Consider the following 14,614-nt stretch of genomic DNA (forward strand, 5'->3'; position numbering starts at 1 on the left):
CCCAATGCCCAATGCCCAATGCCCAATGCCCAATGCCCAATGCCCAATGCCCACTAAACCAATTTATTAATGAGAAAGCTTTACTTTTTACTTCCCGGGACAGATAGCAAGTTTGCTTGTGGTGGTCTTTGGGCAGAATTAAAAACATTTAATCTTGCCAAGGAAGTTTGCCATGCTGATGTTGTCACTTACCGTCAAAGAGAGGAAGGAAAACTCTTTATTGATGATTTGCTACAAGATAAAAATTTAGATGATGTGATTTTTGTGATTAGTTGGGGCTTTGATGTCGCTCGACTTGCTAATAAACTCAAGCAATATAATGTTGTTTACCATGCCCACAGTGCAGGTTATGGATTTAAATTACCTGCAAGTATTCCGATCATTAGTGTCAGTCGGGATACTATGGGATATTGGGGACAATTATCTCCTCATTCACTAATATATTATTTGCCGAATCAAATTAGTAACGAATTTCAAAATTTACATTCGCAAAGAGATATAGATGTATTAGTTCAAATGCGGAAATCTTCGCAGTATTTGATGCAAGAATTGATTCCAGCTTTGCAAGAAAAATGCCAGGTATTTGTTGTTAATTCCTATGTAGAGGATTTACCAGGACTATTCAATCGCGCTAAAATTTATCTCTATGATTCTGCTGAATACTGGGCGCAACAAGGCGTAAGTGAAGGATTTGGTTTGCAACCGTTGGAGGCTATGGCTTGTGGTTGTCAAGTTTTTTCTAGTATTAATGGTGGTTTAGCTGATTACTTAGACCCAGGTTTTAATTGCTATAAAATAGCTGGATATTCCAAAGAGTACGATGTTAAACGTATTTTGAAGTTACTGAATAATTGGACACCATCGTCATTATCTGAAGAGCTTTTGGCAGAATACAGACATGAAAATATTATCAAACGTTTAGAAGTGATTTTAGATGAGTTAAATGATTTTTTTGATCATAAAAAATATCATATTGGTAATATTAAAAATCTGACAAGAATGCATTTGAGTAGATTGCGATCGCAAACACTATTTAATAAGGTGAAAAAGAAGTATTTCAAAATTTGATAATTAATTATTTATGTAATTTAACGCAGTGGTAAAAATTGAGAGAGCAAACTCCCCGACTTATTTAAGAAGTCGGGGTTATTGTTGTTTACAAGCCTATGAGCGCGTCTACGTTTTGTCATGATTTTGCGTAAGTCCTATATCAGTTACAAAATTTCCTGCTGCCTTTCCAGCTTGCTTTATTCCGTATCTTTTCAGCATACTTTGTCCCACATCTTCATAAGCTGTTATGCATTTAAATTGTATATTTTGCGAGCAGGTTGTCAAAAGTCAACAGTCCAGAGTCAAAGACTAGCTTGGACTTTGGACTGTTGACCCTGGACAGTCCTAACGCAAGAATATTTAATCTAGGCGCACATCAGCTTATGGATATTTTTTGATTTGGAACTCCTTGATGGGAACACTCGGAGAGCAAAACCACTAAGCTGGTAAATAGTACCTTCAAACTTTACCAGAATTTCTGGTTTCGTAATTTAGAATTGGCTAGAGTCTGTCTCAGGCAAAAGCCGCTAAAATCCTTTAAAGCCCCTTAATGCTTAGTGTGTATAGAGATATTATCACTAGCTAACTACTTGTAAACAAATTTAGTCATTATGTTTGATGCACTTGCTGACCGTTTAGAAGCTGCTTGGAAAAAACTGCGGGGACAGGACAAAATTTCCCAATCTAATATTCAGGATGCTTTACGCGAAGTCCGCCGCGCCTTGTTGGAAGCAGATGTCAATCTCCAGGTAGTTAAAGAGTTTATTAACGAAGTTGAAGCGAAGGCGCAGGGAGCCGAGGTTATTACTGGGGTGCGTCCTGACGAACAGTTCATCAAAATTGTTTACGATGAATTGGTGCAAGTAATGGGGGAAACAAATGTACCCCTAGAACAAGCACAAAATCAACCCACGATAGTTTTAATGGCTGGGTTGCAGGGAACTGGTAAAACCACTGCTACAGCTAAACTGGCTTTACACCTCCGCAAAATTGATCGTACTTGTTTGATGGTAGCAACAGACGTGTATCGTCCAGCTGCGATCGAGCAATTGGTAACACTGGGTAAACAAATTGACGTACCAGTGTTTGAAATGGGAAGTGATGCTGATCCCGTAGAAATTGCTCGTTTAGGTGTAGAGCGGGGCAGAGCAGAAAATATTGATACTGTAATTATTGATACTGCTGGGCGTCTGCAAATAGACGCAGATATGATGGCGGAACTAGCCCAGATCAAAGAAGTCGTCCAACCCCATGAAACTCTCTTGGTTGTGGACGCCATGACTGGTCAAGAAGCAGCTAATCTGACTCGCACTTTTCACGAACAAATTGGTATTACTGGTGCAATTCTTACCAAGCTGGATGGTGATAGCCGTGGGGGGGCAGCGTTATCAGTACGACGAATCTCAGGAGCGCCAATTAAGTTTGTTGGTGTAGGTGAGAAAGTCGAAGCCTTGCAACCATTTTATCCCGATCGCATGGCTTCACGAATTCTCGGTATGGGTGATGTTCTCACTTTAGTAGAAAAAGCCCAAGAAGAATTTGACTTGGCTGATGCCGAGAAAATGCAAGAGAAAATCATGTCGGCTAAGTTCGACTTTACCGATTTTCTCAAGCAACTGCGCTTGCTGAAAAACATGGGTTCCTTGGGCGGTATCCTGAAATTAATTCCAGGGATGAACAAACTTAGCAATGATCAGCTCCAACAAGGGGAAACTCAGCTTAAGCGCTGTGAAGCAATGATCAATTCCATGACCCAAGAAGAACGCAAAAATCCAGATTTATTATCTAGTTCACCTAGTCGGCGACGACGAATTGCGGGTGGAAGTGGTTATAAAGAAGCGGATGTCAGTAAGCTAGTAAGTGACTTCCAAAAAATGCGTTCTCTCATGCAGCAAATGGGTCAAGGTGGCTTTCCTGGTATGCCGGGAATGTTTGGCGGCGGTGGCGGGATGGGCAATCCCCTAGCTGCTGGTGGCAATCGTCCTGCTCCTCCCGGATGGCGGGGATATAGTGGCGGTGCTAGTACCAAAAAGAAGCCCAAAAAGGACAAAAAAAAGAAAGGCTTTGGTAGTTTATAGTCAATGGTCATTAGTCATTAGTCAATGGCTTTGACCAAGGACATAGACGCGCCTTCTTCGGCTACTTGCAGAAGTCGCTTACGCGCCTACCCGTAAGGGTACGACAAACGACAAATAACACATGACAAATAACAAAGGACAATTAACGAATAGCAGTTAAGCCTGTGCAAGTGCTAAAATTAGCATTCCGGCACTGCAAGTTGTGATCCTCCTTGAGATAAAGGGGAACTAGCCCAAAGTAATGAGCAAATTCAAGCTCTTACAAAAACTGTTCTTGCAAAAATCCGGTAAAAGAGAAAGAAAAAAGGAAAAATTAATCCCTTTAAGCATTTCTCTTTCCCCCTGCCCCAAAACCTGATTAACTATCTGCAAACTAGTTGCTAACAATAGGAGAATAGTCTCTCAATCATGATTAAACTGCGCTTGAAGCGATACGGAAAAAAGCGGGAAGCGAGCTATCGCATAATTGCTATTAACAGCCTTGCTCGCCGCGATGGTCGTCCTCTAGAAGAACTGGGATACTATAACCCCAGAACTGATGAAGTACGACTGGATGTTCCCGGCATCGTCAAGCGACTACAACAAGGTGCTCAACCAAGTGACACCGTGCGTCGCATCCTACAGAAAGCTAATGTCTTTGAACAGGTCAGTGCAAAAGCCGCTTCCTAAATTTGTCACAAAATCCCCAACAGTAAGTCCTGACTACGTTGGGTTAGTACGTTTTTTGATGCAGCCGTTTTTAGAATTTCCTGAGTCTTTGAGCGTCGATTGTGAAATGTATCACACTCGTAAGCGAGCTTGGATTCGCATCGCTTTTGAAAGTACAGACAAAGGCAAGGTGTTTGGTCGGGGAGGACGTAATATCCAGGCGATTCGTACAGTCATCGCTGCTGCTGCTGAAGCTGCTGGTCACTCAGTATACTTAGATATTTATGGCAGTAATGATGTTGGTCGAGAGAGCGCTGCTTTTGAAGACGAGGGAGAAGAGCGATTGCCTCCTAAATCAAGAGAAAGACGCGTTAATGTCAGCCGTCCTGTGATCAAGTCTCGTTCCCGCTAGGCCTTAACTAGAGAAAAAATGGGGTTAACAATCAACAAAATGGTTGTATTTTTTACTCCTTTATTAGGAGTAACCCCCTCACTTAATACCATCTATGATGGATGAGAAATAAAAAGCGCAGTATGCTTGTCTCCCAGACCTAGAGTTTCTCATAGGAACATGTAGTAATCAATGCTACTCCCTATCCTAGACGGCTGTCTGGTTACTCCTGTCCTGGCAAGGTTACTTTCTATTTAACCCCCCTGCTTTGACAATGGATGAAAAACTACCAAATTTGGTATGTTAAATAATTAGGTCTGTTGTTACGTCACCTGTGAACATTGCACTAAAGTAGATGCTCAAAAATAACATTCCCTTTTTGGGATTGATTAGAGATAAAACTTTGCCGCTAGTAAAAACCAGTTAAATATTACTTGCGGTTTGTTTATGAAGTAAGTGACTCAGATAATCTCTGTAAGGAGGTGAACTAGAGAGTGGCTGAAGTCCGTTTAGGTGAAAACGAGTCGATTGACTCGGCACTAAGACGCTTTAAAAAGAAAATTCAAAAGGCTGGTATTTTATCTGAAGTCAAGCGCCGAGAAAGATACGAAAAACCTAGTCTGCGCCGCAAGCGCAAAGAGGAGGCTGCACGTAAAGGTAGTCGCTACTAAGATCACAAACTTTCAATAGTCTGTAGTTAGCAATTAACTACAAAGCCGAGAGCTTTATTGAATGAAGAGCCACTAACAACAATTGTTGTAGTCAAAGGTATACGAAGTAGAGACACCTGAGGTTCCCACCCCTAAAGCTCCCTCAACAGGGGTGGGCTTTTGTATAATTTATCAATGATTTTTTATTGATTAAAAGTAAAAGACTTAATTCCTGATTCTTAAATATTAATCATACAGTACATATATATTATGGCAGATGCCTTAACAATTGAACTGCCGAACATAGCCAGTGCAATCACTCTAGCTGGACAAGGAGAAGAAAATCTCAAAATTATTTCCAAGCAAACAGGTGCTAAACTTGTGCTGCGAGGACAGGAATTACATATTTCTGGGACAGACAAACAAGTTGATTTAGCTAGTCGATTAGTGCGATCGCTCGAATATCTGTGGAGCAAAGGTAATATTGTTTCTACTGCTGATATTCTCACAGCTCGTCAAGCTTTAGACACCCATCGAGAAGATGAACTGCGAGACTTACAAAAAGATATCTTAGCTAAAACTCGGCGAGGCGAAGAAGTCCGGGCCAAAACATTTCGGCAAAAACAATATATCCAAGCCTTACACAAACATGACATGATTTTCTGTACCGGGCCTGCTGGTACAGGTAAAACTTTTTTGGCGGTAGTTGTAGCAGTACAGGCGCTGCTTGCTAACCAGTATGAAAAACTGATTCTCACTCGTCCTGCTGTTGAAGCAGGTGAAAAACTCGGTTTTTTGCCAGGAGATTTGCAACAAAAAGTTAATCCTTATCTTCGTCCACTTTATGATGCCATTAATGAATTTATTGACCCAGAGAAGGTACCATCATTGATGGAAAGAGGCGTGATTGAAGTTGCTCCTTTAGCTTACATGCGGGGACGCACACTTAATAATGCCTTTGTGATTGTCGATGAAGCCCAAAATACAACAGCTTCCCAGATGAAAATGGTGTTGACTCGCTTGGGTTTTAATTCCCGTATGGTGGTAACTGGTGACATCACACAAATCGATTTACCATTACATCAAGAATCTGGATTGACAGCGGCCATCAAAATTTTGAGACATGTTGAAGGAATTGCTTTTTGTGAATTTAGCCAAAAAGATGTTGTGCGACATTCCCTAGTTCAACGTATTGTTAATGCATACGAACAGTATGAAAAATAGTAAATGACCAATGACAAAGGACAAAGAACAAATGACCAATACATTAAAAGAATTTTTGGAAGCTTGCGAAACTTTGGGGACTTTACGTTTAATTGTCACCAGTAGCGCGGCAGTATTGGAAGCACGGGGCAAAATCGAAAAGCTCTTTTATGCAGAGTTACCTAAGGGTAAATACGCAAATATGCATACAGAAGGTTTTGAATTTCACTTGAATATGGACAAAATTACTCAAGTGAAATTTGAAACGGGTGAAGCAAAACGTGGTAATTTCACGACATATGCTATCCGGTTACTGGACGAAAAACAGGAATCTGCTTTGAGTTTATTTTTACAATGGGGTAAACCAGGCGAGTATGAACCAGGACAAGTAGAGGCTTGGCACACTCTTCGGGAAAAATATGGAGAAGTTTGGCAACCTGTACCGTTAGCTGAAATTAGTTAGTGGTTGTTGATTGTTGTGTGTAGGATTTTCATTAATCAACAACCAATACAGCAGAGCCTTCTATCTTACCAGTGCGGAGGGCGTCTAAAGCTTCGTTTGCTTCACTCAAGTCAAACAGATTGACTTGTGTGCGAATCGGAACTTGAGGTGCGAGGGCGAGAAATTCTTCTCCGTCTTGGCGAGTTAAATTAGCAACTGAGCGCAAAACTCTTTCTTCCCAAAGAATTTCATAGGGGAAAGCAGGAATTTCACTCATGTGAATACCAGCACAGACTACCACACCACCTTTGGCGATCGCACGTAAAGCAGCAGGAACTAGTTTACCTACAGGAGCAAAAATAATCGCTGCATCTAGCGGTTCTGGGGGTAATTCATCAGAACTACCCGTCCACACAGCACCCAATTGACGAGCAAATTCTTGTCCTTGAGTATCTCCAGCACGGGTAAAGGCAAAAACTTGACGCCCATGATAGCGCGCCAGTTGATTTAAAATATGGGCAGCAGAACCGAAACCATAAAAACCAAGTTTTTCAACCGCATTACCAGCCATTCTGTAGGCGCGATAACCAATCAATCCACCACATAATAACGGTGCAGCTTGTAAATCGGGATAACCTTCAGGAATAAAAAAGCAAAAACGATTGTCGGCGACGGTATACTCAGCATAGCCGCCATCTAAGTTGTAACCAGTGAACTTCGCATAATCGCAAAGATTTTCCCGTCCAGAAACACAGTAGCGACACTGACCACAAGTATAACCTAACCAGGGAACACCAACGCGATCGCCTAGCTGAAATTTTTCTACCCGTTCTCCTACTGCTTCTACAATACCTACAATTTGATGCCCAGGTATTAAAGGTAGTTTTGGATGTGTCAATTCCCCATCCACAATATGCAAATCCGTACGACAGACAGCACAAGCATGAACACGAATCAATACTTGTTCTGGATTCGGTTTCGGTACAGGTAAGTCAACTAATCGCAGAGGTTGACGTGGCGCTTCTAACAGCATTGCACGCATAAGCAACTATCACTCATTCATTTCTTTTAATGTAGCTAGTGCTGAAGGCGACAACCGACTGAGATAACGGAAGATCCAATACTTAAATATCGTATCTAATATCACGGGAAAAGTAGCAATAAATAAAAATATGGCATTTCTGTTAGCTGGTAATCCTAAATGTGCTGCAACTCCTTCTAGAATTACCTCCCAACCATGGGGTGAATGAAACCCGACGAATATATCTGTAAATAAAATAATTAAAAAAGCCTTGGCACTATCGCTAAGGCCATAAATAATATCATCTATAAATGACTTCACAATCACAATTTCTCGTTTGCTGGTAGCTATTACAAAAGCAAAAGCAACAAGTGAAACTAGATCAGCAAACACATTACTAATTGCATTTTGACTTTCCTGGCGAAAACTTTCCGCAATTTCTTTGGCTTTATCTTTTACTTTTGCTTCAATAAGTTCTGGAGAAAGTGGAGGAGATTTACGCAAGAAACTTTCAAATCTGAGTTCTTCTTCATAAAACTTTAGTTCTTGTAGGGCTTTTTCTTCCATCTCCTCATTTAGGAAAATCTGAGGTGTATTTTCACCTCGCACACGTTCCACAATCGGACTGATCAATAATTGCTTAGATAAATATTGAGTTAACAATGGGACGAGAATCAGCATTATTAAAAATCTAATTGCGATTCTTGTCCTGTTTCTGGAAATTTGGAAATTTCTAATATGTTGTTCTTCTGCGTCTGGATAAAAATCAGATTTAATTCTATTAAATGTTCTACCAAGTGAGCGTGGTAAAAATCCTGTTTTTTGAGAGGCTGGTGTTACCCGCATTTCATTTATATTAGATGAATCTGATTTTTGATCGTGAGCATCATTATTCTTATTGTTCATTGTTAGATTTAATTAAATCCACTAATTTACCATAATTAGGACTTACGCATAAAACCGGCCAAACTATTATTTCTCTGTGTCCTGGTGCGTTCTCTGTGGTTTATTTTTCCGTTACCCATGCGTAAATCCTGATAATAATCTAATATTGACATATTAATACAAATGTAGAGACGTAGCATTGTTACGTCTCTACAGATATGTTTAAACATTTGTGATGTTCTGTGTTAGATCAAATTCTTTTCCAAGGGATGCGATCGCAAAGAGTTTCAAACAGAAATTACCCAATTTTTATCGATAGGGAGAATATCATCAATCGTAATGCTTACGATACACTTGGATCGTCATCAGGTTTAAGCTTTCGTAAAATCTCTTGAATTCGTTGTACTCTTTGTGGTCTATTTTGGGATTTAAAAACACTCAAAGCTTTTTCTAAAGATGCGATCGCTTCATTTTTTTTACCACTTTCCCACTGTGCTTGAGCTAAATTAGTCAGCGCATCACCATAATTGGGATTAATTTCTAGTGCTTTATTATATTGTGCGATCGCTTCATCCCATTGTTCTTGACTAGCAAACACAACTCCAATACCATTGTGTGCAAGGGCATATTTAGAATCTAAACGAATTGCTTCTTGATATTGTTTAATAGCTTCGTCTTTTTTCTCTTGACGAAACAGAACATTGCCTAACTGAAAATATCCAAAAGCATCTTTGGGATACTTTTTGATCAATTTCCGCAAATTCTCTTCCGCACCAGCTAAATTACCTTGGTTCAATAAAGTATTTGCTGTTTGAATTAGTTGCGATCGCTCCTGTCCACTATCACCACCAGGAAGTTGTGCGAGTCTTTGCTCCTGGGTGTGTTGTTTAGGATTACCAGGATAGCCCACTTGTGCAGAAACAAACTGCGATGTATTTGCGACGATCAAAATACCCAGACTCAAGTAACAAGCAGTTTGACCTAATCTCGATTTGAAAGGATTTTTTGGCTTCATCACGCAGTAATGTTTGATTACTTGGGATTGATATTTATATATATAAGAATATCTTAAAGAAAGACGCGCCATAGCGCGTCTCTACATCTGATGCAATGACTAACTAAGCGCCTTCCCGTAGCTTATCTAACACGCTTCGATCTTCTAGTGTGGAAGTATCACCTGATACTTCTTGTCCCGCTGCTAAATTCCGTAACAATCGGCGCATAATTTTACCAGAACGGGTTTTGGGTAATGCATCGGTGAAACGAATTTCTCCAGGACGAGCGATCGCACCAATTTCACTGACAACGTGTTTTTTCAATTCTTTATTGAGTTCTTCACTGGGGCTATTACCACCTTCTAAGGTGACAAAAGCTACTATATCTTCACCTTTGAGATCATCTGGTTTACCTACCACCGCCGCTTCAGCTACTGCTGGATGGGAAACTAAAGCTGATTCGATTTCCATTGTCCCCAAACGATGTCCTGATACATTAATCACATCGTCAACTCGACCCATCACCCAGAAGTAACCGTCTTCATCTTGTCTAGCACCATCGCCGGCAAAATAAATGTACTTTCCGTCTTTGGGGGGAATATGTTCCCAATATGTGCGGCGAAAGCGTTCTGGATCACCGTATACTGTTCGCATCATTCCCGGCCAAGGATAGCGAACTGCTAAATAACCGCCTTCGTTATCGCCAACGGAATTACCTTCCAAATCTACCACATCGGCAAGAATCCCAGGGAAAGGACGAGTTGCTGAACCTGGTTTGGTGGGAATTGCTCCTGGAAGGGGTGTGATCATAATTCCACCAGTTTCAGTTTGCCACCATGTATCGACAATTGGACAGCGATCGCCACCAATAACTCTGTGATACCACATCCAAGCTTCCGGGTTAATTGGTTCACCCACGGTTCCCAGCAAGCGCAGAGAAGATAAATTCCTGGCTTTGGGTAAATGTTCACCCATTTTGATAAAAGCACGAATCGCTGTGGGTGCGGTATAAAAAATTGTCACCCCATACTTTTCAATGACGTCCCACATACAACCAGGATTAGAAGCACGGGGCGCACCTTCATACATGACAGTCGTTGCACCATTGGAAAGTGGCCCATACACAATGTAGCTATGTCCCGTAATCCAACCGACATCGGCAGTACACCAATACACATCGGTATCTTGTAGATCAAAAATCCATTTAGTCGTCATGTGAGCATACAAATTGTATCCACCAGTTGTATGCACAACGCCTTTTGGTTTGCCGGTACTACCAGAAGTGTAGAGAATAAACAGCATATCTTCGCTGTCCATTGGTTCGGCGGGACAATCTGCGCTCACACCCTTTTGTAGATCATGCCACCAATGATCGCGTCCAGGTTCCATGTTAGTTTTTTGATTGGTACGCTGGACAACTAAGACGTTCTGCACAGTTGAGACTGTACCATCTGCTAAAGCTTTATCTACCTGTTCCTTGAGAGGAACGATCGCATCTTTACGCCAACCACCATCAGCAGTAATCACTAATTTTGCTTGGGCGTCAATTAATCGATCTCGTAAGGCTTCGGCACTAAAACCACCAAAGATCACACTGTGGGGTGCGCCAATTCTAGCACAGGCTAACATAGCGATCGCCGCTTCGGGAATCATTGGCATATAAATACCGATGCGATCGCCTTTTTGTACTCCCAATTGTTTCAGCACATTGGCAAATTGACAAACTTCCCGATGTAACTGGGCGTAAGTGAGGGTGCGTGAGTCTCCTGGTTCTCCTTCCCAAATAATCGCGGCTTTATTTTTGCGCCAAGTAGTCAGGTGTCTGTCAAGACAGTTGTAAGAAATATTAATTTTAGCGTTAACAAACCACTTCGCAAACGGTGGTTGCCAGTCTAACACTTGATCCCACTTACTAAACCAGTCTAATTCTTGTTCTGCCAGTTCTGCCCAAAATTGTTCAGGATTGGCTTTGGCTTTTTCGTACAGGTGCTGATAATCTTCTAAACTTTTGATATGAGCATTTTGGGAAAATTCTGAGTTAGGTGAGAATAAGCGTTTTTCTTGGAGGATGGATTCTATGGTTGGTTGAGACATAGTAGCTTCAATTGTGTTCTGCAAACTATTCTGTATGCAGATTTACACAAGTGCTTAACTTTTCATGAAGATTAAAGAAAAATGCCAGGATCATATACAAAAAAATGCTGCAAGATCCCCGACTTTTTTCAAAAGTCGGGGATCTGTCTCCTCGCAACCCCTGATTTCTATTCTTTAGTAATTTGGTAATTGTTGGTTATTCCCAATGCCCCATTCATGGCAGGATAATTACTGAGCCAGTGACTTTTCAGTAGAGGATATAGTCAAAATTAATTTCATCCGCTACTGCTCATGAATAACTCTACAAAAATATCCTGGAATGACGTTCTGATTGCATTTCAAAAAATTTGGGGTTACGAAAATTTTCGTTCGCCACAGGGAGAAATTATCCAAATTTTATTGGCAAAAAAAGACGCATTAATTATCATGCCGACTGGTGGTGGAAAATCTATTTGTTTTCAACTACCGGCGTTGTTACAAACAGGATTAACTTTGGTAGTTTCACCTTTAGTTGCGCTGATGGAAAACCAAGTTCAAGAACTACACCAACGTAACTTAAACGCCGCACTTTTGCATAACGAATTGCCTTCTTGGCAGCGACGCCAAACTCTGCAAGCTTTAGAACAACAGAAGTTAAGATTATTATATCTATCGCCAGAAACTTTACTCAGCCCACCAGTGTGGCAAAGATTGTGTCAGCCACAACTTACAATTAATGGTTTGATATTAGATGAGGCACACTGTTTAGTGCAATGGGGAGAAACTTTTAGACCAGCCTATCGAAGAATTGGGGCGGTGCGGGCAGCGTTATTAAAATCAAAACCAGCAGGAACAGAAATAACACTAGCCGCTTTCACCGCCACCGCCGATCCTCTAGCCCAAAAAACAATTCGAGAAATTTTGCAACTAAATCAACCAGCAGTATTTCTATTAGACCCTTACCGTCCTAATCTTAACCCAAGAGTCCGATTAATTTGGACTCCACAGGGCAGAAAGCAACAATTATTAAAATTCATCACAGAAAAAGAAAAAACAGCAGGATTAGTTTACGTCCGCAGCAGGCGAGATAGCGAGAATTTAGCTACATGGCTACAACAGTTGGGTTACGTTACAGCCAGTTATCACGCGGGACTAGGTGCAGAAGAACGTCGCAGGATTGAAACTGCTTGGATAGAAGGAAAAATACCATTTGTGATTTGTACTTCTGCTTTTGGTATGGGGATAAACAAGCCAGATGTACGTTGGGTGATTCACTTTCATGCACCTTTATTGCTCTCGGAATACCTACAGGAAATTGGACGGGCCGGACGAGATGGTAAACCAGCAGAAGTGATGACTTTAGTAAGTGAACCTACGGGGTGGTTAGATCCACAAGACAAGCAAAGACAGAAGTTTTTTGCAGATAAAATGCGATCGCAACAGCTACAAGCACAGCAATTAGTGAAAAAATTGCCCAAAACAGGCGAAGTGAATGCAGTAACAAGACAATTTTCTGACGCTGCGATCGCTCTTTCTCTGTTGCACAGTAGTGGTAAACTCAACTGGCTAGACCCTTTCCACTACACGATTGTGTCTGGTACGAAAAACCAGCCCTTAACACAATTACACGCCGCCAAGCAGATGAATAAATATCTTTTTACCAAACAGTGTCGCTGGCAATTTTTGTTAAACGCCTTTGGTTTTAATAAAGAAGCTGCTAACTGGTGTTGTGGGCATTGTGATAATTGTCAATAGTCAATGGTCATTGGTAGAGACGGGATTTATCGCGTCTCTACAATGGTTATTGGTCAAGTGTCATTGGTTAAACAAAAGACAAAGGACTAATGACAAAGGACTAATGACCATTGACCATTTTTAAAACTGCTGCAAAAAGCGCAAATCGCTAGTATATACACGGCGAATGTCATCGAGTTGATGTAGCACCATTGCAAAGCGTTCCACACCAAAACCAGCAGCAAAGCCAGTGTAAACTTCTGGGTCGTATCCTACTGATTTCAAAACGTTTGGATCGACCATACCGCAGCCCATCACTTCTAACCAGCGTCCATTCCACTGCAAATCCACTTCCGCCGATGGTTCGGTAAACGGGAAATAACTGGCCCGGAAACGGATAGGCAAATCGCCAAACATTTGTTGCAAAAATGTCTTGATTGTGCCTTTGAGGTCAGTAAAAGTTAGCCCCTCGTCAATTGCTAAAAGTTCGATTTGATGAAATACTGCTGCGTGAGTAGCATCTACGTTATCTCTCCGATAAACTCTCCCTGGTGCCACAACACGGATTGGAGGTTCCTCGGCTTCCATGTAACGAATTTGCACCGATGAGGTTTGAGTCCGCAACAAGTTACCATCTGGTAGGTAGAAGGTATCTTGCATATCACGGGCGGGGTGATCGGGCGGGGTATTTAGTGCCTCGAAATTATAGTAGTCTGTTTCCATTTCTGGCCCAGCAGCTACGGTATACCCCATACCGACAAAAATATCCAGCGTCTTGTCGATCATACCGTTGATCGGATGGACTCGACCTTGGGGGCGATAAATACCCGGCATGGTCACATCTATAGTTTCCGCCTCTAGCTGGGCCTGAATTTTAGCTGCTTCGAGAGTAGCCCGTTGTTGGTCAAGACTTGTTTGCAGTGCTTCTTTAACTGTATTGGCGATCGCTCCAATTTTTGGTCTTTCTGCGGCTGGGAGTTTACCCATACCGCCTAGAAGCACTGACAAACTACCTTTTTTGCCAAGGTACTTGACTCTTAGTTCTTCAAGAGTTTCTAAAGTAGCAGCAGCTGCGATCGCTTTTTCTCCTTCCTCTTGCAGTGCCAATAGTTGAGTTTCTAAATTACTTGTCATTAGTTGGTAGTCATTGGTCATTGGTCATTGGTCATTGGTCATTGGTCATTAACTTTGGACTAATGACAAAGGACTAATGACATTAATTAATAAGTCAATTGTGCATCAAAGGCAACGGTTGCAACACAACCTCATCACTACCAGTTTAGAATCTCCAGAGGCGTTATTTGATCGCTTTCATGTTCTCTATGGATCAAGGAAGGTTAATAAGCAAAGTTAAAACGTTTTGAACAAACGCTTTAATGTTCTCTATGGATCAAGGAAGGTTAATAAGCAACGTTAAAACGTTTTGAACAAACGCTTTAATGTT

Annotated in this window: 13 protein-coding genes; 8 read left to right on the forward strand and 5 right to left on the reverse strand. The window is 41.3% G+C overall.

All coding sequences use genetic code 11. The features are described 5' to 3' along the window. Positions 1-69 precede the first annotated feature (69 nt). The 7 genes from B4U84_RS05020 (at position 70) to B4U84_RS05050 (ending at position 6,483) form a co-directional block, all read left to right on the forward strand. On the forward strand, positions 70-1,068 hold the full coding sequence (locus B4U84_RS05020) for a glycosyltransferase (protein ID WP_131115888.1): 999 nt from the start codon (positions 70-72) through the stop codon (positions 1,066-1,068). A 593-nt stretch (positions 1,069-1,661) separates the two neighbouring features. Then, the gene (gene ffh, locus B4U84_RS05025; protein WP_017309459.1) at positions 1,662-3,128 is read left to right on the forward strand and encodes a signal recognition particle protein; all 1,467 of its coding nucleotides are present in this window, start codon (positions 1,662-1,664) and stop codon (positions 3,126-3,128) included. A 408-nt stretch (positions 3,129-3,536) separates the two neighbouring features. After that, positions 3,537-3,797 carry a 30S ribosomal protein S16 gene (gene rpsP, locus B4U84_RS05030; RefSeq protein ID WP_016861838.1) on the forward strand — a complete coding sequence of 87 codons (261 nt, stop codon included), beginning with the start codon at positions 3,537-3,539 and terminating at the stop codon, positions 3,795-3,797. Next, a complete protein-coding gene (locus B4U84_RS05035; RefSeq protein ID WP_017309458.1) occupies positions 3,778-4,188 on the forward strand; it encodes a KH domain-containing protein in 411 nt (136 codons plus the stop codon). Before rpsP ends, B4U84_RS05035 begins: the two co-directional genes overlap by 20 nt. A gap of 473 nt (positions 4,189-4,661) precedes the next feature. Continuing rightward, entirely contained in the window at positions 4,662-4,838 is a 177-nt protein-coding gene (gene rpsU, locus B4U84_RS05040; RefSeq protein WP_009455158.1) for a 30S ribosomal protein S21, read from the forward strand. A 249-nt stretch (positions 4,839-5,087) separates the two neighbouring features. Beyond that, positions 5,088-6,041, forward strand: a complete 954-nt coding sequence (locus tag B4U84_RS05045) for a PhoH family protein (protein WP_017309457.1) — start codon at positions 5,088-5,090, stop codon at positions 6,039-6,041. Between the two features lie 31 nt (positions 6,042-6,072). After that, entirely contained in the window at positions 6,073-6,483 is a 411-nt protein-coding gene (locus tag B4U84_RS05050) for a ChuX/HutX family heme-like substrate-binding protein (RefSeq protein WP_131115890.1), read from the forward strand. A 31-nt stretch (positions 6,484-6,514) separates the two neighbouring features. Here B4U84_RS05050 and B4U84_RS05055 read toward each other — a convergent pair whose 3' ends face one another. From B4U84_RS05055 to acs, 4 genes are all read right to left on the reverse strand, one after another. After that, positions 6,515-7,504, reverse strand: a complete 990-nt coding sequence (locus B4U84_RS05055; RefSeq protein ID WP_017309455.1) for a zinc-dependent alcohol dehydrogenase family protein — start codon at positions 7,502-7,504, stop codon at positions 6,515-6,517. Positions 7,505-7,513: 9 nt separating this feature from the next. Beyond that, entirely contained in the window at positions 7,514-8,389 is an 876-nt protein-coding gene (locus B4U84_RS05060; RefSeq protein ID WP_131115892.1) for a CemA family protein, read from the reverse strand. 322 nt (positions 8,390-8,711) lie between these two features. Further along, positions 8,712-9,383: a tetratricopeptide repeat protein gene (locus B4U84_RS05065; RefSeq protein WP_017309453.1), complete on the reverse strand. Its 672-nt coding sequence runs from the start codon at positions 9,381-9,383 to the stop codon at positions 8,712-8,714. Positions 9,384-9,486: 103 nt separating this feature from the next. Continuing rightward, positions 9,487-11,457: an acetate--CoA ligase gene (acs, locus tag B4U84_RS05070; protein ID WP_044451525.1), complete on the reverse strand. Its 1,971-nt coding sequence runs from the start codon at positions 11,455-11,457 to the stop codon at positions 9,487-9,489. A 291-nt stretch (positions 11,458-11,748) separates the two neighbouring features. Between acs and B4U84_RS05075 the strand changes: the two genes are divergently transcribed. After that, positions 11,749-13,191, forward strand: coding sequence for a RecQ family ATP-dependent DNA helicase (locus B4U84_RS05075; protein WP_017309451.1), 1,443 nt, complete (start codon positions 11,749-11,751; stop codon positions 13,189-13,191). A gap of 120 nt (positions 13,192-13,311) precedes the next feature. On the opposite strand, the gene pheS is transcribed toward B4U84_RS05075, so the two are convergent. Then, a complete protein-coding gene (gene pheS, locus B4U84_RS05080) occupies positions 13,312-14,304 on the reverse strand; it encodes a phenylalanine--tRNA ligase subunit alpha (protein WP_131115894.1) in 993 nt (330 codons plus the stop codon). Between the last annotated feature and the right edge of the window lie 310 nt (positions 14,305-14,614).

The organism is Westiellopsis prolifica IICB1, assembly GCF_004323185.1.
GTDB classification, from domain to species: domain Bacteria; phylum Cyanobacteriota; class Cyanobacteriia; order Cyanobacteriales; family Nostocaceae; genus Pelatocladus; species Pelatocladus prolificus_A.